This window comes from Kitasatospora sp. NPDC127121, from assembly GCF_042677305.1.
GTDB lineage: Bacteria > Actinomycetota > Actinomycetes > Streptomycetales > Streptomycetaceae > Kitasatospora.
Map to the genome: position 1 here is coordinate 1 of NZ_JBHXTQ010000113.1, position 20,499 is coordinate 20,499.

Genomic DNA, 20,499 nt, shown 5'->3' on the forward strand with positions numbered 1-20,499 from the left:
TCGACGAACTCCACCACCCCACCGCCGACACCGTCCTGGACCGCATGCGCCGCTTCGACGCCAAGGGCCGCACCAGCTAGAGCATCCCGCCAGCCAGGGCCAGCCAGCCCAGCCGCCGCCCCTACGCGAAACCCAGGACACCCCATGTACCGCACCGCACTGCGCAACGTGCTGGCCCACAAGGGCCGACTCCTCATGACGGCGCTGGCCGTCATGCTCGGCACCGCCTTCGTCGCCGGCACCATGGTCTTCTCCGACACCTTCGGCAAGGCCATGCGGGACAACAACTCCAAGAGCTACTCGGACGTCTCGGTCCAGGTCGTGGACTACTCGGCCGGCTCCCGCGCCAGCGCCAAGCAGAAGAGCGAGAGCGGCAACGCCTCGCTCACCGACGCCACCGTCCAGCAGCTGGCCGCCCTGCCGGGCACCGCCAACGCCCGCGGCGTGGTCAGCGGCTTCACCGGGGTCGCCGACCGGAGCGGCAACCTGATCGGCCAGTTCTGGGCCGCCAAGGGCGCCAACTTCGCCCCGGCCGCGGACGGCAAGGACCCGCGCTACCCGATGGCCGAGGGTCAGGGCCCGAAGAACGGCAAGGAGATCGCCCTCGACCGCAAGACCGCCGACAAGGCCGGCTACAAGATCGGCGACACCGTCCGGATCGCCATCAACGGCCCGGTGGTCGAGGCGAAGCTCACCGGCGTCTTCACCACCGACGACCCGGTGGTGAACAGCGGCGGCACCCTCACCCTGTTCGACCGCGCCACCGCCCAGCAGCTGCTGCTGGAGCCCGGCCACTTCAGCAGCATCGTGCTCACCGCCAAGCCCGGCACCAGCGAGGACGCGCTGCTCGCCCAGGTCCAGCCCAAGGTGCCGTCCGGCCAGCACTTCGACGTCGAGACGGGCGCCAAGCTCAAGGCCGACGAGCAGGCGATGATCACCAAGACCACCGACAGCATGCGCACCATGCTGCTGGTCTTCGCCGGGATATCGCTCTTCGTCGGCATCTTCATCATCGCCAACACCTTCACCATGCTGGTCGCCCAGCGCACCAAGGAACTCGCGCTGCTGCGGGCGATCGGCGCCAGCCGCAAGCAGGTCACCCGCTCGGTGCTGGTCGAGGCCCTGGCGATCGGCACCGTCGCGGCGCTGGCCGGGCTGCTCGCCGGCATCGGGATCGGCGCCGGCATGCAGGCCCTGATGAGCCAGCTGAACGAGAACATGCCGCACGGCACGCTGGTCATCAAGCCGCTCACCATCGCGGTGACCCTGGCCGTCGGCGTCCTGGTGACGGTACTGTCCGCCCTGCTGCCGGCCGTGCGCGCCTCCCGGATCGCCCCGGTGGCGGCGATGAGCAGCGGCGACCAGCCGACCAGCCAGAAGAGCCTGCTGGTCCGCAACGCGATCGGCTCGGCGCTCACCGCCGGCGGCCTCGCGCTGATCGGCTTCGGCGCCTCCACCGGCAACGACAGCGGCCGCCTGCCGGTCGGCCTCGGCGCCCTGCTCGCCCTGATCGGCGTGTTCGTCCTGCTGCCGCTGCTCTCCCGCCCGGTGGTCGCACTGATCGGCCCGCTGCTGCGCGGGCTCGGCGGCACCCCGGGCAAGCTCGCCCAGCAGAACGCGGTCCGCAACCCGCGCCGCACCGCGTCCACCGCCGCCGCGCTCACCATCGGCCTGACCCTGGTCAGCGGCCTCACCGTGATCGGCGCCTCGGTCGGCGGCGCGATCGACAAGGCCGTCACCAGCTCGATGAAGTCCGACTACATGGTCTCGGGCGCCAACCACATGAGCCTGTCCGAGCAGGTGCCCGGTGAGATCGCCAAGGCCCCCGGGGTGGCCGCCTCCTCCGCGGTGACGACCGCCAGGTGGGAGTTCGACGGCACCGGCGTGGCGGTCACCGGCATGGACGCCGGCTCCTTCGACCAGCTCGCCGAGGTCAAGCTGACCAGCGGCGCCACCACCGCCCTCGGCCAGGGCAAGGTCCTGGTGGACCAGGACCTCGCCACGAAGCTCCACGTCACCGCCGGCTCGACGATGGCGGTCTCCTACCCGGACCAGTCCACCGGTCAGCTCACCGTCGGCGGCGTGTACGAGAAGGGCGGCATGCTCGGCTCGGCCCTGCTGGCCAACAGCGAGGTCGCCAAGCACGAGGCGAAGCCCTACATCACCGACGTCCTGGTCAAGGGCAAGGACGGCGCCACCGCCGCGCTCAAGCAGTCCCTCAAGGACGCCACCGGCGCCAACCCGGTGATCGACGTCAAGTCCAAGCAGGACGTCCGCGACGACTTCAGCCAGACCATCACCTTCGCGCTGAACCTGATGTACGGCCTGCTGGCGATGTCCGTGCTGGTCGCGATCCTGGGCGTGATCAACACGCTGGCGATGTCGGTCTTCGAGCGCAAGCGCGAGATCGGGATGCTGCGGGCGATCGGCCTTGACCGCCGGGGCATCAAGCGGATGGTCCGCCTGGAGTCCGTGGTGATCTCGCTGTTCGGCGCCGGCATCGGCCTGCTGCTCGGCTGCTTCATCGCCTGGGCGATCAACGGCACCCTGAAGTCCAGCCTGAGCGGCCTGACCACCGTCCTGCCGTTCGGCCAGCTGGCGCTGTTCCTGGCCCTGGCCGGGGTGGTCGGCCTGGTCGCCGCGATCTGGCCCGCCCGCCGGGCGTCCAAGCTGGACATCCTGGAGAGCATCAAGACCGACTGACCGCCCCTCACGGGCCCGCCCAGCGGGCGGACGACGAGAAAGGGCCCCTGCCGGAGGGTTTCGGCAGGGGCCCTTCTACTTCTGTACTCCGCCCGGTCGCACGGCCGGCTGAGCACCACGGAGGTCGTGGTCCGGCGACACTGCCGGGCGGAGGGCCTCCGACTCATACCCCGGTGCTCCCACACCGGGGTCGCAGTCGCTTACTTGCTGGCGAGTTCCTTCTCGGCGGCCGGCTTGGCGGCCTCCACGGGCTTCGTGGGCGCCGTGACCTCCTGGATCGGCAGGCGCGGCTGCTCCATCTGGGAGAGGCCGACCATCTCGCGCTTCAGGAACATGGCCAGCGTCCAGTCGGTGAAGACCCGGACCTTGCGGTTCATGGTCGGGACCATGGCGCCGTGGTACGCGCGGTGGAACCACCAGGCCAGGCGGCCCTTCAGCTTGACCTTGCCGAAGAGGATCGCGACGCCCTTGTGCAGGCCCAGGCCGGCGACCGCACCGAGGTTCTTGTGCTCGTAGTTCTTCTGCGGGAAGCCCCGCATGCCCGAGATGACGTTGTCACCGAGGACGGCGGCCTGGCGCACGGCGTGCTGCGCGTTCGGCGGGCACCAGGCGCCCTCGCCGGAGGCGAGGTCCGGGACCTGGGCGTTGTCGCCGGCGGACCAGACGTAGTCGAAGCCCTGGACCTGGAGGGTCGGCGCGGTGTCGACGTGGCCGCGCGGGCCCAGCGGCAGGCCGAAGTTGGCCAGCACCGGGTTCGGCTTCACGCCGGCCGTCCACACGATGGTGGAGGCGTCCATCTCCAGGCCGTTCTTCAGCACCACGTGCTGGTCGACGCAGGAGTCCATCGAGGTCTCGATGTAGACCTCGATCTTCCGCTCCTCGAGCTTCTCCTTGGTCCACAGACCGAGGTCCGGGCCCATCTCCGGGAGGATGCGGTTGGCCGCCTCCACCAGGACGAAGCGCATGTCGTCACGGCTGACGGTCTTGTAGATCTTGGCGGCGTCGCGCGCCATGTCCTCGACCTCGGCGATCGTCTCGACACCGGCGAAGCCGCCGCCGATGACGACGAAGGTCAGGGCCTTGCGGCGGACCTCCTCGTCGGCGGTGGACTCGGCCTTGTCGAGCTGGGCCATGACGTGGTTGCGGAGGCTGATGGCCTCCTCCACCGTCTTCATGCCGATGCCGTGCTCCGCCAGACCCGGGATCGGGAAGGTGCGGGAGACCGAGCCGGTCGCGACGACCAGGTACTCGAAGGGCAGCTCGTAGCTGTCGCCGGCCGCGGGCTGGATGGTGGCGACCTTGCGGGCGTGGTCCACACCGGTGACCGCACCGGTGAGCACCTCCGCCTTCTTGAGGGCGCTGCGCAGCGGCGCGACGAGGTTGCGGGGCGCGACGTTGCCGCCGGCCGCCTCGGGGAGGAAGGGCAGGTACGTCATGTACGACCGCGGGTCCACGACCGTGACGGTCGCTTCGCCGTAACGCATCTTCTTGAGGATGCGCATCGCGGCATACAGGCCGACGTAACCACCGCCGACAATGAGGATGCGAGGACGCTCCGTGGTGCTCATATCCGAAAGTATCCAGCACCGTCCGGAGCAGCCTTCGTGAGCCCGGTCACAAGCTTCTGGACACCCCGTGCTACACTGCGCGGCCGCAAATCCGGGCCCAGCGCGTCGGCTCACGGCCTTGGGCGCCCCCTCGTGGGCGCACGCCGGAATACCACCCTGCTGAGCAGCAACGATCCGTACGGCGCCCGGGTTCCCGCTCGTGATTTCGATTTTCAAACCTCAACCGAGGCTTGACCTGCGATCCAGGGGTCGTCACGGCGAGCAGACCTTCGGTCCCACATTTCGGACGTAGCGGGCGAGCGGGTGCGACGAATGACTGGATCGCCATGTGAAGAAATTCACGAACTTTCCCGCACCGGGCCGGGCGCGCCCCGGCCCCGGACCCCCGAAAGGGGTGCCGGGGCCGGTCGGGTAAGGCCCGCAGGAGGTCAGGAGGCCATACTCCAGGCGATGCCGTCCAGGATGTCGTGCTCGCTCACGACCACCTCGGCCGCGCCCGTCCGCTCCATGATCTCCAGCAGCTCCAGCGCGCCGGCCGCGATCACGTCCACCCGGCCCGGGTGCATCGACGGGATGGCCGCGCGCTCGGCGTGGGTGGCACCCAGCAGCTCACGGGCGATCCCGGCGACCCGCTCCCGGCCGATCCGCGAGTGGTGGATCGCCGCCGAGTCGTAGGCCGGCAGGTCCTGGGCGATCGCGGACACCGTGGTGACCGTCCCGGCCAGGCCCACCAGGGTGGCCGCGCCGCGCAGCGGGACGACCTCCTCGGCCTTGTCCAGCTCGGCCCGCACGTGCGCCCGGGCCGTCTCGATCTGCTCCGGCGAGGGCAGCTCGGCGCCGCCGAAGTGCCGCTCGGTGAGCCGGACGCAGCCGATGTCCACCGAGCGCGCCGCCTGCACGTCCGCACCGCCCAGCACGAACTCGGTCGAACCGCCGCCGAGGTCGAACACCAGGTACGGCGCCGGGAACTGGCCGCCGGTCAGCTCCTTGGTGGCGCCCACGAAGGACAGGTGCGCCTCCTCCTCGCCGCTCACCACCTCGGGCTCGACGCCCAGGATCGCGCGCACGCCCTCGACGTACTCGTCGCTGTTCTCGGCGTCCCGCGAGGCGCTGGTGGCGACGAAGCGGGTGCGCTCCGGGCCGACCCCGAACCCGGCGATGACCTCCCGGTACTCACGGCAGGCCGCGAAGGTGCGGGCCAGCGCGTCCGGGTGCAGCCGGCCGGTCTGGTCCACGCCCTGGCCCAGCCGGTTGATGATCATGCGGCGGTCGAGATCGGTGATCTCCCCGGTGGCCGGGTCCAGGTCGGCGACCAGCAGCCGGATCGAGTTGGTGCCGCAGTCGATCGCGGCCACCCGGGTCATGCTCACGCGGACTCCCCGGGGTCGGACTCCTCGGCGGCCCGCTTCTTCGCGGCGCGCTCGGCGGCCTTCTGCTGCTTGGCCTCGATCACGGCCTGGTGGTCCTGCTCCTTGGCCCGGTTGCGGGCGACCCGCCCACCGGCGGCCTCGACCTCGGCCGGGGAGACGCAGGGGCCCTTGGCCCACCAGTCCTCCAGCAGGCCGATCGCCTCGTCGCCGAGCGGGTTGACGCCCTCGCCGGCCGCCAGCGAGTGGCCGACCAGCACGTGCAGGCACTTCACCCGGTCCGGCATGCCACCGGCGCTCGGGAAGCCCTCCAGCACCTCGATGGCGTCGCGCCGGGCGATGTAGTCCTCGTGCGCCTTCTGGTAGGCGGCGGCCAGCTCCGGGTCCTCGGCGAGCCGGGCGGTCTGCTCCTTCATCACGCCGTCCGCCTCCAGGGTGCCGATCAGCGAGGCGGCCTTGGGGCAGGTCAGGTAGTACAGCGTCGGGAACGGCGTGCCGTCCGGCAGTCGGGGGGCCGTCTCCACGACGTCCGGGTTGCCGCAGGGGCAGCGGTGCGCCACGCCGCGCAGGCCGCGCGGCACCCGGCCGAGCTGGGCGGCGATGGCGGCGACGTCGGCGTCGGAGACGGCGGGGTGGTTCTCAGTGGTCATGGGGGGAGGTGTCTCCAGCGGGGGACGGTGGGAGCGGACGGGGGGAGGCGGGGGCGGCGGCGTCGGTGGTGTCGGCGGCGTCGACCGAGTCCCAGATGCTGGCGTACCAGGGCTTGGCGGCCCGCGCCGAGCCGCCGGACGCGCCGTCGGAGGCGGCCGAGCCGGCGGCGGCAGCGGAACCGGTGGCGGACGCCGAGGGCCGGGCGGCGGCCGGACCGGCCGGATCCACCGCGATGTACGGGGTCTCCCCCGGCATCGCGTAGTGCAGCCGGGCGCGGGCCTGCGCCTTGACGTACTCGGGGTCCTGCCAGCGGGCCTTCTCCCGGCGCAGCTGCTCGACCTGCTGACGGGAGCGGTCGGCCTTCGCCTGCTGGGCGGAGATCTCGGCGCGCTGGGAGATGAACTGCCGCGTCGGGTAGGCGAGGATCGCCACCAGCGAGCAGAGCACCAGGACGAGGACGGTCGCCCGGCTCGTGAAGCGAGGCCGGGCCGCCAAGCCCGGGATCCTCCAGCCTGCCATCTCCCGTTCCCCTCCTGGTCGCGACGGTGCCCCGCCGTCCACCCTACGGGGTGAACGGCGGGGCACCGGTCAGGCGTGCTCACCGGTCGGCGGAGCGACCGTGCTCGCCGCTCCGAGGAGCGGCTGAGCTTGCTGCTCCGCGGAGCGGCTGTGCTTGCTATTCCGCGGAACGGCTGTGCTTGCTACTCCGCGGAGCGGAAGCGCGGGAAGGCGCCGCGGCCGGCGTACTCGGCGGCGTCGTCGAGGATCTCCTCGATGCGCAGCAGCTGGTTGTACTTGGCGACGCGCTCGGAGCGGGCCGGGGCGCCGGTCTTGATCTGGCCGCAGTTGGTGGCGACGGCCAGGTCGGCGATGGTGACGTCCTCGGTCTCGCCGGAGCGGTGCGACATCATGCAGCGGTAGCCGTTGCGCTGGGCCAGCTCGACGGCGTCCAGGGTCTCGGTCAGCGAGCCGATCTGGTTCACCTTCACCAGCAGCGCGTTGGCGGTGCCGGTCTCGATGCCCCTGGCCAGGCGGGCCGGGTTGGTGACGAACAGGTCGTCGCCGACCAGCTGGACCTTGTCGCCCAGCTTGACGGTCATGGCCTTCCAGCCGTCCCAGTCCGACTCGTCCAGCGGGTCCTCGATGGAGACCAGCGGGTAGGAGTCGACCAGCTCGGCGTAGTACTCGATGAGCTCGGCGGCGGAGATGGCCTTGCCCTCGAACTGGTAGGCGCCGTCCTCGTAGAACTCGGACGCGGCGACGTCCAGGGCGAGCGCGATGTCGCGGCCGGGCACGTAGCCGGCCTTCTGGATGGCCTCGGTGATGAGGTCCAGGGCCTCGCGGTTGCTGTCCAGGTTCGGCGCGAAGCCGCCCTCGTCGCCGAGGCCGGTGGACAGGCCGCGCTCCTTCAGCACGCCCTTGAGGGTGTGGTAGACCTCGACGCCCCAGCGGACGGCCTCGGAGAAGGACTCCGCGCCGATCGGGGCGATCATGAACTCCTGGATGTCGACGTTGGAGTCCGCGTGCGAACCGCCGTTGAGGATGTTCATCATCGGAACGGGCAGCACGTGCGCGTTCGGGCCGCCCAGGTAGCGGAACAGCGGCAGGTCGCTGGCCTCGGAGGCGGCGTGCGCCACGGCCAGCGAGACGCCCAGGATCGCGTTGGCGCCGAGCGAGGACTTGTCCGGGGTGGCGTCCAGGTCGAGCATGGCCTGGTCGATCAGGCGCTGCTCGGTGGCGTCGTAGCCGACGAGCTCCGGGCCGATCTGCTCGATGACGGCCAGGACGGCCTTCTCCACGCCCTTGCCGAAGTAGCGGTTCTTGTCACCGTCGCGCAGCTCCAGCGCCTCGAAGGCGCCGGTGGAGGCACCCGACGGGACAGCGGCACGACCGGTGCTGCCGTCGTCGAGGCCGACCTCGACCTCGACCGTGGGGTTGCCACGCGAGTCGAGAATCTCACGGGCTACGACGACATCGATGGACGGCACGAGGCATCTCCTTGCGGAAGCAGGGTCCGGCTGACGTTGGGTGCTGCCGGCGGGACGATTGCGGAGTCGTTACGACCAGAGCCTAACCGCCCCGGCCCCCGGGGCCGCGCTGGCCTCGGTCCCGTCTCAGCGTGTGGCCCGGCTACCCACCAGTAGTTCACCTGCTTGCCCGATCGAAGCGGGCGAATACGGGGGAATGCGGGCGAAGGGGGACGGCGCCCGTCCCCCTTCGCCCGCAGGGCGCGGGCCGCTCAGGGCCCGGGCCGCTCAGCCGAGGTGCAGCACCTGGCCGGGCATGATCAGGTTGGGGTTGCCGCCGACGGTGCCGCGGTTGCCGTCGTACACCGACTGCCAGCCGCCGGACACGCCCTGGGCGGCGGCGATCGTCGACAGCGTGTCGCCGGCCCGGACGGTGTAGTCGTGACCGCCCTGCGCGGCGGCGGGCTGCGCGGCCGGGGCGGACTGTGCGGGCTGCACGGCGCGGGGCGCGTACTGCGGCTGGGCGGCGGGCTGGCCCGCGTACTGCTGGTAGACGCTCTGGTGGCTGGTCCAGTACCAGGCGCCGTTGTTCTGGTACCAGTACACCTTCGCGTCGGCGTCCCAGCCGGCCTTGCCGGAGAAGCCCTGGGTCTGCGGCTGCGTCTGCTGCGGGGCCTGCTGGACGGGCTGCTGGGCGGCCGGCTTCGGGGCGGCCTGCTGGACCGGCTGCTGGGCGGGCTTCGGGGTCTGCGCCTGCTGGGTCGGCTTGGCGGCGGGCTGCTTGGCGGGCTTGGCATCCGTGGAGGTGTCCACGGAGGCCGGGGCGCCGCCCTTGCTCAGACCGGCCTTCTGGGAGCAGACGGGCCAGGCGCCCGGGCCCTGCGAGGCCAGCACCTTCTCGGCGACCGAGATCTGCTGTGCCTTGCTGGCCTGGTTGGCCTGCGGGGCGTAGGAGGTGCCGCCGTACGCCTTCCAGGTGCTGGACGTGAACTGCAGGCCGCCGGAGAAGCCGTTGCCGGTGTTGATGCTCCAGTTGCCGCCGCTCTCGCACTGGGCGACGGCGTCCCAGGTGGAGGCCGGGGCGGCGGAGGCGCCGGTGGCGGTGAGGAGCGGCATCGCGAGTCCGACGCCGGCCACACCGGCGACGGCGATGGCCTTCTCGGTCTGGGTGCGACGACGGTGGCGGCCAGTTCCAACGAACAGCATGACGAGGTCCCTCTCCGCACGCCTGCGAGGTGAGCTGTCGGGTTCGGACCGGGAGGTGGCCCGGCCGCCGAAAGCGGAAACGATTCCGCTCGGGCGGCTTCACCCCAAGCCGTTGGGGAACGGCAACAAACCTGGTTCCCCCGCCCCTGCCCAGGGTCTGGTCGGTTTCCCGTGACGCGGCGGGCAGGATTCGGCGTTCCGCGCACGAGGTCCGCAGCTGCGAACTCCAGGGAGAGTAGACAGATCATCAGACCAATAACAAGCTCATATCACCGATATCACACACAAATTACGGCGCGTGGTCAATCGCCTACCAACGGCGGCGGTATGTCCGGATTAATGCGGGTTCAGACCTGGCTCCACGACGAGCTGGAGACGTGCCGTCAGCGTGTCGGAGCGTCGGCCGGCGTGACCGGCGCGTGCGGAGAGCGGTCCTCCGGAGTGAATTCGACCGGGAGTTCCCGCAGGCCACGCATGATCAGGCCGCCCCGCCAGCGCAGGTTCTCCGGGTTTTCCGCGAGCCGCAGGTCCGGCAGCCGGGAAAGCAGCGTGGTCAGTGCGCTCCGCCCCTCCAGGCGGGCCAGCGGAGCGCCGATGCAGTAGTGGATCCCGTGGCCGAAACCCAGGTGCGGATTGTCCGTGCGGGCCAGGTCCAGGGTGTTCTCGTCCGCGAACCTGGCCGGATCGCGATCCGCCGCGGCCAGCACCACCAGCACCGGATCGCCCACCGGGATGTCCACCCCGCCGATCGACAGCGGCCGCGTCGCGAAGCGCCACGTCGCCATCTCCACCGGCCCGTCGTAGCGCAGGAGTTCCTCGATCCCGGTGTCCAGCAGCGCCGTCTCGCCGCGCACCACCGACTCCTGCAGCAGCCTGCGCTGCTCCGGGTTGCGCAGCAGCGCGTACGTGCCGTTGCCGATCAGGTTGACGGTCGTCTCGAACCCCGCGAACAGGAGGATGAACGCCATCGCGGCGGCCTCGTTCTCGTTCAGGTGCTCGCCGTGGTCGCTCGCCCGGATCAGGCCCGAGATCAGGTCCTCGCCCGGATCCGCCCGCTTGCGGTGGATCAGCTCCAGCAGGTACGCCCGCATCCGCTTCACCGCCCGCCCCACGCCGCCGCGTTGGCCGCCGCCGTGCCGGATCATCATCCCGGCCCAGTCCCGGAAGTCGTCCTGGTCCTCGGCCGGGACGCCCAGCAGGTCGCAGATCGCGTAGATGGGGAGCGGGAACGCGAACTCGTGGATCAGGTCCGCCGAACCGCGCTGCGCGAAGCCGTCGATCAGCCGGTCCGTGAGTTGCTGCACCCGCGGCTCGAACTCCGCCACCCGGCGCGGCGTGAACGCCTTCGACACCAGCCGGCGCAGCCGGGTGTGGTCCGGCGGGTCGATGTTCAGCAGATGCGTCATCAAGTCCGCCTGGCGCTCCCCCGGAATTCCCACCCGCCCGGTGCGGTGCGCCTGCTCGCTGTGGTGCGCCGGGTTCTTCGACAGCCTGCTGTCCGCCAGCGCCTGCCGCGCGTCCGCGTAGCGGGTCACCAACCAGGCCTCCACCCCGCTCGGCAGCGTCGTGCGGTGCACCGGGGCGTGCTCGCGCAACCAGGCGTAGGCGGGGTACGGATCGGTGGCGAACTCCCAGGTGAAGAGCTGCGGGGCGGCGGGGTCGGGCTGCACTGGCATGCGTCGACCGTATCCGGTGGGTCGGGGCCGCACCGCCTCCGGCGACCCCGACCGGCGGGGCCGGATCGTCAACACCCGACGGACGGCCCGCCAACGCTCCGTGGACGCCTCGTGGACGGTCCGTGGACAGCTCTTGGACAGCTCTTGGCCGGGCGGCGGGCGTGACCCTGGTCACCTGAGGGGTAATCCCTGTTGCGGAGGGTCAGGACCTGCCTACGATCCTCCGCAGAAATCGTGGGCGCCGGTGCGGTGTCGCCCACAGGGAGGAGCAGACCATGCGGGTCAGCGGGTCAGTCGTCGTCATCGCGGTACTCGACGGCGGATCGGGAGCCGAGCTCGCCCGCCGGTTCGCCGCCGCCGGAGCCGCCGGAGTGCTGATCGCCGACCAGCGGGCCGGCGTCGCCGAGGACCTCGCCACCGAACTCGACCGGCCGGGCTGCCCCGTCGTCGGCGTCGGCGGCGACATCCGCCGCCCCAGCGACATCGCCGCCCTCGTCGACACCGCCGAGAAGCACCTCGGACCCATCGACCTGTTCTGCGTCGCCGGCCCCGACGGCGAGCGGATCGTCTCCCTCGCCGAACTGCCCGCCCGCCTCGACCTCGAACGCCTCGCCGAACTCCTCGCCCTCGTCGGCGAGGCCATCGGCGAAGTCGTCCCCCGGCAGCGGCGGCCGATCGAGAACACCGCCACCGCCGCCTGAGGCCCCGCCCGGGCCCGCTACTCGCCGACCGGCTTGAGGCCCTCGGCCGCGCGCACCGCGTCCCGGTAACCGCGCGCGGCCGAGCGCAGCGCCGCGTCCACGTCCACCCCGGCGTCGTGCGCCCGCTGGGCCACCGCCAGCAGCAGCCGGCCCGCCGACTGCGCCGTCAGCTCCGCCGGCAGCGCGTACGGCTCGTCCGGCACGCCCGCGAAGCCCGCCCGGCGCACCCGAGACACCAGCTTCGCCGCGTACGCCAGCGACGGCAGCCCGGCCGGCACGCCGTCCAGCACCGACTCCCGGTCCGCCTTCTCGGCCGCCTTCAGCTGCTCCCAGTTCGCCTCCACCTCGGCGGCGCCCTCCGCCTCGACGTCCCCGAACACGTGCGGGTGCCGGTACATCAGCTTCTCGACGATGTCACCGGCCACGTCGTCGATCGAGAACGCCTCCTCCTGGTGCTCCTCGGCGATCCGGGAGTGGAAGAACACCTGGAGCAGCACGTCGCCCAACTCCTCGCGCAGCGTCTCCCGGTCCCCCTCCTCGATCGCCTCGACCAGCTCGTACGCCTCCTCGACCAGGTACTTCACCAGGCTCTCGTGCGTCTGCTCGGCGTCCCACGGGCAACCGCCCGGCGAGCGCAGCCGGTCCATCACCGACACCAGGTCCAGCAGCCGCGCCCCCGGCAGGTCGTACGACCCCGGCAGCACCTCGATCTCCGGCACCTCACCGGCGTGCTCCACCGCCAGCCGCGCCAGCGCGTCCGTCAGCCCCGGATCCCCGTCCGGGCTGCCCAGCCACACCGTCGGCCCCGCCCCGCCCGGCTGCCCGGTCAGCAGCCGCGCCAGCGCCGGCGCCGACCCCGCCGCCACGACCTCGACCTCCACCCCGGCCTGCCGCACCGCCGCCACCTGCGGATGCCCCGCGTCCGCCGCCAGCACCCGTCCTGCCGACCGCAGTGCCTCCCACGCCGGCCACGCCAGCAATCCGGGGGCCACCCGGTGGGTGGTCGTCAGCAGGATCAGCTTCGCGTCCGGAACATTCGTCGTCACACCCCGAACCTACCCGCCGCCCGCCCGGGGCGGGGACGAGGCGGGGACAGGGCGGGGGGCGGGGCGGACGGGGGCTACTTCTTCGACCCCGCCAGGTCGTCGAACATCGCCGACAGGAACTCGCTGCACCAGCCCAGCAGATCCCGCCCGACCAGCGGCTTGCCGCCGATCCGCCCGGTGCTCGGCCGCGGCACCAGCAGCTGCTGGGCGGCCGCCTTGACCTGGCTGCGCGGGTAGAGCCGGTTCAGCCGCAGCTGCTGGGACTCCCGCAGCTCCACCGGCCCGAACCGGACGTTGGCCCCCTGGAGGGTGATGTCCGCGATGCCGCAGCGCCGGGCGTACAGCCGCAGCGCCGCGACCAGCAGCAGGTTCTCCACCGGCTCGGGCAGCTTGCCGTAGCGGTCGACGAGCTCGTCCCGGACCTGCTGGATGTCCGCCTCCGAGTTGACCGCCGCGATCGAGCGGTACGCCTGCAGCCGCAGCCGCTCGCCGGGCGCGTAGTCGTGCGGCACGTGCGCGTCGACCGGCAGCTCGATCTTCACCTCCAGCGGCTCCTCCTCCGGCTCGCCGCCGTTCGCCAGCGACTCGCGGAACTCGGCCACCGCCTCGCCGACCATCCGCATGTAGAGGTCGAAGCCGACGCCCGCGATGTGCCCGGACTGCTCGCCGCCGAGCAGGTTGCCGGCGCCGCGGATCTCCAGGTCCTTCATCGCCACGTACATGCCGGCGCCCATCTCGGTGTGCTGGGCGATGGTGGCCAGGCGCTCGTGCGCGGTCTCGGTGAGCGGCTTCTCCGGCGGGTACAGCATGTACGCGTAGCCGCGCTCGCGGCCCCGGCCGACCCGGCCGCGCAGCTGGTGCAGCTGGGAGAGGCCGAAGGTGTCCCCGCGCTCGACGATCAGGGTGTTGGCGTTGGAGATGTCGATGCCGGACTCCACGATCGTGGTCGACACCAGGACGTCGAACTCCTTCTCCCAGAAGTCGACGACGACCTTCTCCAGCTGGTTCTCCCCCATCTGCCCGTGCGCGGTGGCGATCCGCGCCTCGGGGACGAGGTCCTTGAGCCGGGCGGCCGCCTTGTCGATCGACTCCACCCGGTTGTGGATGTAGAACACCTGGCCCTCGCGCAGGAGTTCGCGACGGATCGCGGCCGAGATCTGCTTCTCGTCGTAGGGGCCGACGAAGGTCAGCACCGGGTGCCGCTCCTCCGGCGGGGTGGTGATGGTGGACATCTCGCGGATGCCGGTGACGGCCATCTCCAGGGTGCGCGGGATCGGCGTCGCGGACATGGTGAGCACGTCGACGTTGGCGCGCAGCTTCTTCAGCTGCTCCTTGTGCTCGACGCCGAAGCGCTGCTCCTCGTCGACGATGACCAGGCCGAGGTCCTTGAACCTGGTCTCGGAGGAGAAGAGCCGGTGGGTGCCGATGACGACGTCCACCGAGCCCTCGAACAGGCCCTCCAGCACGGCCTTGGCCTCGCTGTCGCTCTGGAACCGGGAGAGCGCCTTCACCGACACCGGGAAGTTGGCGTACCGCTCGGCGAAGGTGGAGAAGTGCTGCTGCACCAGCAGCGTGGTCGGCACCAGCACCGCCACCTGCTTGCCGTCCTGCACCGCCTTGAACGCGGCGCGCACCGCGATCTCGGTCTTGCCGTAGCCGACGTCGCCGCAGATCAGCCGGTCCATCGGGACGGACTTCTCCATGTCGGACTTGACCTCGGCGATGGTGGTCAGCTGGTCCGGCGTCTCCGCGTACGGGAAGGCGTCCTCCAGCTCGCGCTGCCAGGGGGTGTCCGGGCCGAAGGTGTGGCCGGGGGCGGCCATCCGGGCCGAGTACAGCTTGATCAGGTCGGCGGCGATCTCCTTGACCGCCTTCTTGGCCCGCTGCTTGGTCTTCGCCCAGTCCGCGCCGCCGAGCCGGTGCAGCGTCGGGGCCTCGCCGCCGACGTACTTGGTGACCTGGTCGAGCTGGTCGGTCGGCACGAACAGCCGGTCGCCGGGGTGGCCGCGCTTGGCCGGGGCGTACTCCAGTACCAGGTACTCGCGGGTGGCGCCCTGGACGGTGCGCTGCACCATCTCGACGTACCGGCCGACGCCGTGCGCCTCGTGGACGACGTAGTCGCCGGCGGCCAGGGCCAGCGGGTCGATCGCGTTGCGGCGCCGGGACGGCATCCGGCGCATGTCCTTGGTGGAGGACTTCTGGCCGGACAGGTCGGTCTCGGTGATGACCGTCAGCTTCAGGGCCTCGTCGACGAAGCCGTGCTCGATCGAGCCGCAGGAGACGTAGACGACGTCCCGGGTGGGCGCCTCGGCGAGGTCGGCGACCAGCCGGGCCGGGATGCCCTCGTTGCCGAGCACCTCGGCGAGCCGGGAGGCGGGCCCGTGGCCCTCCGTCACCATCACGACCCGCCAGTCGGCGGCCAGCCGCTCCTTGGCGTCGGCGATCGCCCGGGCGGTGTCGCCCCGGTAGGCCTCGACGGCGTGCATGCCGAGGGTGAGCGTGTTGGCGTCGCCGTGCCAGTCAGCGGCTCCGCCGCGGGCAAGCACCTCGTCCACGGTGGACTCGCTGGTCGCGAACGGGCTGACCGACCACCAGGGCAGGCCGATCTCGGCGGCGTGCTCGCGCACCTCGGCGAGCGAGCGCAGCGAGGCGGCGGACACGTCGATGGTCTCCAGGTCGATCGGCCGGTCCCCGCCGGCCGCGGCCGCCACCCAGGAGGCGTGCAGGAACTCCTGGCTGGTCGCCACCAGGTCGGCGGCCCGGGTGCGGACCCGCTCGGGGTCGCAGACCACGGCGACCGAGCCGAGCGGCAGCACGTCCATCAGCAGTTCCATGTCGTCCACCAGGACGGGCGCCAGCGACTCCATGCCCTCGACCGCGATGCCCTCGGCGATCTTGTCCAGGATCTCGGCCAGCCCGGGGTGCGCGGCGGCCAGCTCGGCGGCCCGCGCCCGCACCTCGTCGGTGAGCAGCAGCTCACGGCAGGGCGGCGCCCACAGGCCGTGCTGGGCGATCTCCAGCGAGCGCTGGTCGGCGACCTTGAAGTAGCGGATCTCCTCGACGTCGTCGCCCCAGAACTCCACCCGCAGCGGATGCTCCTCGGTCGGCGGGAAGACGTCCAGGATGCCGCCGCGGACGGCGAACTCACCGCGCTTCTCGACCAGTTCGACGCGCGCGTAGGCGGCGGCGGAGAGCCGTCGGGCGACCTCCTCCAGGTCGTGCGACTCGCCGCGCTGGACGGCCACCGGCTCCAGCTCGGCCAGCCCCTTGACCTGCGGCTGGAGCACCGAGCGGACCGGCGCGACGACCACCTGCACCGGGCCGGCCGCCGGGTCGTCCGCCCGCGGGTGCACGATCCGGCGCAGCACGGCCAGCCGGCGCCCGACGGTGTCCGAGCGGGGCGACAGCCGCTCGTGCGGCAGGGTCTCCCAGGCCGGGTACTCGGCGACCGCGTCCGGCGGCAGCAGCGAGCGCAGCGAGGCGGCGAGGTCCTCGGCCTCCCGGCCGGTCGCGGTGACGGCGAGCACCGGACGGCCCCGCTCGCCGGCGGCCTGGCCGGCCAGCGCGCGGGCGAGCGCGGCGATGGCGAACGGCCGGGCGGCGGGCGGTCCGACCAGGTCCAGGTGGCGGCGGCCGCCGGCCGCGGCTCCGGTGGCGGTCGCCGCCTCGATGGCCTCGGCGAGCGCCGAGTCCCGCGCGACGACATCGAGCAGTCCGGTCAGACTCATCAGGGTCTCTTCTTCGTCCCGTGGCTGGTGCTGCCTCCGGGCGGCAGAGGCCTGCCGGGGCAACGCGAACGGCCCGGCACGCCGAGCGGCCGGGGGTATCCAGCCTACGCCGCGGCACGGACGCACACGCGGCGTACGGCCCGGCGGGGCCGGGCGGGAACGAACCACCGTCCGGGGCGACGAACGGCCCCGGACGGAGCCCGCGACCGGACCGCGACCGGACCGCGGACGAACCACTGGACGGAACACCGGACCGGCCGGTGGACGAACCGTCCGGCCCCTGGTCAGATTCGGCTCCGCGATCTGCCACGAACTGGACATACTCCTGTCACTGCCTGTCCATGGAGATCGCGCACCATGGTGAATGTGCCCGCCGCACCCAACCGTGGGGGATGGCTGTGGCGGCACTGTCGCACCCCCGATGGGGGTCGGAGGTGCGAGGCCGGGCGACCCTGGGTGGGGGCGCCCGCCCAAGCGCCGGGAACCGTGGCGCCCTTTCCTGGAGGGCGCCACGGGTCTCGGCCTCACTCGTGGTCGCCGCCCTGCCGGACCGCGTTCCGGCCCGCCGCCGCCACCAGGCGTGCGGCGACTACCGGCGCGACAGGTCGACGCCGTACCGCTCCTCTTCGATTCGCCGCCCCGGCCGGCTACCGGCGCCGGCCGATCGACCGCAACGCGAAGGCCCTGACCGCCCCAGCGGGAGCGGTCAGGGCCCAGGACGCGAAGCTCACCCGGCTGATCGCGGGCGAGCCGCCGGCGCGGCGGTCAGCGACGCCGGTAGCTCACCGTGTTCGGGGTGGCGTAGCCGGCACCGTCGTCCACGATGACGATCTTCGGGATGATCCGGGTCTCGTCCTGCGGCTCCTTCTCGACGCCTTCGCCGTCGCCGTCGGCCTCCCCCGACCGGGGCGGTCCGACCGGCTTCGGCGGCGCCGCGGCCGGCACGACCGGACCGGTCGCCACCGCCCCGGCGGGCGCGCCGGACGCACTGGACGCGCCGGACGCGCCGGAACCGCTCGCGGCCCCGGCGACGGAGGCCCCGCCCACGACCGGCATCCGCAGCCCGGCCGCCGGCTTCTCCCGCGCGGCCGGCGCGGCCGACGCGGCCGACGCGACGGCCTTCCGCAGGTCGGCCACCTCGATCTCGCCGGTGTCCGCCTCCGAGTCCACCGGCGCCGCGTCCACCGGCCCCGCGTCGGCGACCGCGTCCGCGACCCGCCGGGCGTCCGCCGGCCCGGCGACCGCCGCCGCCAGCCGCTCCGGCTCGATGGCGCCGACCGCCGCGCCGGTGAGCGAGGCCAGCGTGGCCTTGATGTGGTCCAGGTGCTTCTGCACGGTCTCCAGACGGCCGTCGAACTCGCCCTGCTCGCGTTCGCTCGCCGCGTTGATCCGCTCGGCCTCCCGGCGGGCCTGCTCGATCAGCTGGTCGGCCTTGGCCTGGGCGTCGGTCTCCAGCTGCTTGATCCGGCCGAGCACGGTCTCCCGGTGCTGCTCGGCCTCCTTGACCCGGCGCTCGGCGGTCGCGGAGACCTGGGCGTCCTCGGCGTCGGCCTTGGTCTGGGCCTGGGCGAAGGTCTCGTCGGCCTTGCGGCGCAGCTCGGCGAGCGTGGCCTCGGCCTGCTCGCCGGCCTCGGCGGCGGCCACCCGCACCTTGGCGGCGTAGGAGGTGGCGGCGTCCCGGTCGCTGCGGCTCTCCCGGTCGGCCTCGGCCCGGATGCCCTCGGCCTCGGCGCGGGTGCGCTCGTCGGTGCGCCGGGCGGCCTGGTCGGCCTCGGAGCGGGTGGTGGCGGCGTACTCCTTGGCGGCGTGGCCGAGGGCCTGGCCGGCCTCGTAGACCTCGTCCCGGAGGTCCTCGGAGAAGCGCTCGGCCTTCTCCCGGACGGCGCGCGCCTCGTTCTGGGCCATCACCGCCAATCCGGCGGCCTGCTCGCTGAGCACCTCGTAGTCGGGCTCCGGAGCGTCCTCGGCGGCCCGGCGGATGTCGGCCAGCCGGGCCTCCATCTGCCGGAGCCCGGAGCCGAGGACGCTCAGCCGCTCCCACGCCTCGTCGCGCTGCGCGGTGAGGGCGGTGAGGGCTCGGTCGACCTGCTCGGGCGCGTAACCGCGCCGGGCAGAGGTGAAGCCGTACTCGGGGACGGCGTCGCTCATGGGCTCTTCCCCTCATGTCGCGGGCTGCGGAGCCCATGATCGGACGGAACGGACGGATCCGGAACCGGTTCGGCGGCCGGGGCCGAAATCGGACGCCTGGCGGACCGGAATACGTCGAGGACTGGACGAATAGACCCATCCTCTTGACCTATTTTGCGCAGATCTGGGCGAAACCCCAACGAGGCACAGCCACGACGGCATGCCGGAGGGGTCGTTCCAAACACCGGAACGACCCCTCCCCACCTGCGAGGATCCTCGACAACCCGCTACAGCAGGCCGTCCCAGAACTGCTCCAGCAGCACGGCCCACCACGTGTCCGCGGTCTGCAGGGCCGCCGGGTCGATCGCGGCGAGCTGCGCCTGAAAGTCGGTCGTCCAGCGACCGGCCTGGTCCGGGGTCAGCCCGTACCGCAGCCGCCACATCCGGCCCAGCAGGGCCATCGCGCGGACGAACTCCGGTACACCTGTGTTGACGAACCGGGGAGGCTGGCCGGTTCCGTCGACGTCCACGGCGACCACGTTCGCGGTGCCGTACTGGACGCAGAGCTGGCGGCCGTAGTCGTTGCCGAGCACCAGGTAGCCGCCGAAGTCCGGGGCCGCGGGCAGACCGCGCTCGGCGGCCAGCTCGGCGAGCGTCGGGATCGGCCGGCCCTCCTGCGCCTGCGCCCAGAAGAACGGGCCGAAGTCGCGCGGCAGCCCCGCCCACACCAGGGACTGCGACACCGGCTCGGGCACGCCCTGGCGGGAGACCGCGCGCTGCTCGTAGCGGAACACGTTCTGACCGAAGGCCGCCCCGAGCTCCTGGGCGAGCTGCTGCGGCGGGAGCGGCGGCAGCGGCTGGACCGTCCCCGGCGCGGGCAGCGGCACCCGGGACGGGCGGACCCGCTGGGCCCCGGAGGCCAGCTGGTGCAGCTCGTCCAGGTGGTCGAGCAGCTCGGCCATGCCGGCCTGCCGGGACGCGTGGTCGCGGCCGTAGGCGGCGGTGTGGGTGAGCCGGACGTTCGGCCAGGACGCGGCGATCATGCGGTTGCAGTAGCCGCCCGGCAGGTCGCACGACTCCAGCTCGGTGTAGAGCTCCAGCACCTGCTCCGGCGGCACGTTCAGCCGCCGCAGGTCCTGGAGGATCTTCCACTCCGGGTGCGGGGTGCCGGGCTCGCTGCGGTGCAGCAGCTTCTGCTCGGAGCCGTCCGGGCCCCGGTAGCTGAGCGCGGCGAAGTAGCCGGGGCCGACCGTCGGCACCCCCGGCGGGACGGCAGCGCCCTGCGGCACGCCGGGCACCGGCGCCGGCGGGACGGCCGGGGCCGCGCCGCCCGCGTTCGGGTAGCCGTACCCGGGCGCGGGCGCGGCGGGGGCCGCCGGACCGCCGGGCGGCGGCGGGACGGCAGGGCCGCCGGACGGCGGGGTGCCCGGGTCGGCCGGCACGGCGCCCAGCAGCGCCGGGTCGATCGCGCCGGCCAGCTGGGTCGCCTCGTACGCCACGCCGGCGGCGGGCGCGGCCGGCGGAACCGGGGCGGGCGCCGGGGCGACGGCCCCGCGCAGGCCCGCCGGAGGCGGAGGCGGCGGGGTCGAACCGGCCGCGCGGCCGGTTCGGCCGGCGGCGGGCGCACCGGCCCCGGGGGTGTGCCGCAGCCCGGCGGGCGGGGGCGGCGGCGGGGCGGCGGCCGGACTGCGGCCGAGCGCGACGCCGTGCGCGGCGCCCGGACCGGACGCGCCACCGCGCAGCGCGGCCGGAGGAGGAG

General features: G+C 72.8%; 13 protein-coding genes, 1 pseudogene and 1 riboswitch. Of the genes and pseudogenes, 3 read left to right on the forward strand and 11 right to left on the reverse strand.

Going from position 1 to position 20,499, the window contains the following annotated elements; genetic code table 11:
- Both ACFVHI_RS34505 and ACFVHI_RS34510 read left to right on the forward strand, forming a co-directional pair.
- A pseudogene (locus ACFVHI_RS34505) lies at positions 1 to 80 on the forward strand (ABC transporter ATP-binding protein); the annotation flags it as partial.
- Positions 81 to 144: 64 nt separating this feature from the next.
- Entirely contained in the window at positions 145 to 2,703 is a 2,559-nt protein-coding gene (locus tag ACFVHI_RS34510; protein ID WP_380345843.1) for an ABC transporter permease, read from the forward strand.
- 200 nt (positions 2,704 to 2,903) lie between these two features.
- Here the strand turns inward: ACFVHI_RS34510 and ACFVHI_RS34515 are convergent, their stop codons facing one another.
- The 7 genes from ACFVHI_RS34515 to ACFVHI_RS34545 form a co-directional block, all read right to left on the reverse strand.
- Positions 2,904 to 4,271 carry an NAD(P)/FAD-dependent oxidoreductase gene (locus ACFVHI_RS34515; RefSeq protein ID WP_063348030.1) on the reverse strand — a complete coding sequence of 456 codons (1,368 nt, stop codon included), beginning with the start codon at positions 4,269 to 4,271 and terminating at the stop codon, positions 2,904 to 2,906.
- Positions 4,272 to 4,699: 428 nt separating this feature from the next.
- Entirely contained in the window at positions 4,700 to 5,635 is a 936-nt protein-coding gene (locus ACFVHI_RS34520; RefSeq protein WP_063348031.1) for a Ppx/GppA phosphatase family protein, read from the reverse strand.
- A 2-nt stretch (positions 5,636 to 5,637) separates the two neighbouring features.
- The gene (locus ACFVHI_RS34525; protein ID WP_079136261.1) at positions 5,638 to 6,306 is read right to left on the reverse strand and encodes a DUF501 domain-containing protein; all 669 of its coding nucleotides are present in this window, start codon (positions 6,304 to 6,306) and stop codon (positions 5,638 to 5,640) included.
- Complete coding sequence (locus tag ACFVHI_RS34530; protein WP_063348033.1) at positions 6,278 to 6,784, reverse strand: septum formation initiator family protein; 507 nt, start codon at positions 6,782 to 6,784, stop codon at positions 6,278 to 6,280. Before ACFVHI_RS34530 ends, ACFVHI_RS34525 begins: the two co-directional genes overlap by 29 nt.
- Before the next feature lie 206 nt (positions 6,785 to 6,990).
- Complete coding sequence (gene eno, locus ACFVHI_RS34535) at positions 6,991 to 8,277, reverse strand: phosphopyruvate hydratase (RefSeq protein WP_063348034.1); 1,287 nt, start codon at positions 8,275 to 8,277, stop codon at positions 6,991 to 6,993.
- A 267-nt stretch (positions 8,278 to 8,544) separates the two neighbouring features.
- Positions 8,545 to 9,462, reverse strand: a complete 918-nt coding sequence (locus ACFVHI_RS34540; RefSeq protein ID WP_380345846.1) for a transglycosylase family protein — start codon at positions 9,460 to 9,462, stop codon at positions 8,545 to 8,547.
- Between the two features lie 5 nt (positions 9,463 to 9,467).
- Positions 9,468 to 9,635, reverse strand: a riboswitch (cyclic di-AMP (ydaO/yuaA leader).
- Between the two features lie 210 nt (positions 9,636 to 9,845).
- Complete coding sequence (locus ACFVHI_RS34545; RefSeq protein ID WP_380345848.1) at positions 9,846 to 11,138, reverse strand: cytochrome P450; 1,293 nt, start codon at positions 11,136 to 11,138, stop codon at positions 9,846 to 9,848.
- Between the two features lie 275 nt (positions 11,139 to 11,413).
- Here ACFVHI_RS34545 and ACFVHI_RS34550 point away from each other — a divergent pair, with 275 nt between their 5' ends.
- A complete protein-coding gene (locus ACFVHI_RS34550; protein ID WP_063348037.1) occupies positions 11,414 to 11,839 on the forward strand; it encodes an SDR family NAD(P)-dependent oxidoreductase in 426 nt (141 codons plus the stop codon).
- Positions 11,840 to 11,856: 17 nt separating this feature from the next.
- Here ACFVHI_RS34550 and ACFVHI_RS34555 read toward each other — a convergent pair whose 3' ends face one another.
- The 4 genes from ACFVHI_RS34555 to ACFVHI_RS34570 form a co-directional block, all read right to left on the reverse strand.
- Entirely contained in the window at positions 11,857 to 12,885 is a 1,029-nt protein-coding gene (locus ACFVHI_RS34555; protein WP_380345850.1) for a MazG family protein, read from the reverse strand.
- Positions 12,886 to 12,959: 74 nt separating this feature from the next.
- Positions 12,960 to 16,613 (reverse strand): transcription-repair coupling factor, encoded by a 3,654-nt coding sequence (gene mfd / locus ACFVHI_RS34560; protein WP_380345852.1) that lies wholly within the window; start codon positions 16,611 to 16,613, stop codon positions 12,960 to 12,962.
- Positions 16,614 to 17,378: 765 nt separating this feature from the next.
- A complete protein-coding gene (locus tag ACFVHI_RS34565; protein ID WP_380345854.1) occupies positions 17,379 to 18,761 on the reverse strand; it encodes a hypothetical protein in 1,383 nt (460 codons plus the stop codon).
- Positions 18,762 to 19,027: 266 nt separating this feature from the next.
- The coding region (locus ACFVHI_RS34570; RefSeq protein WP_380345856.1) for an SUKH-4 family immunity protein at positions 19,028 to 20,499 on the reverse strand (1,472 nt) is incomplete at its 5' end.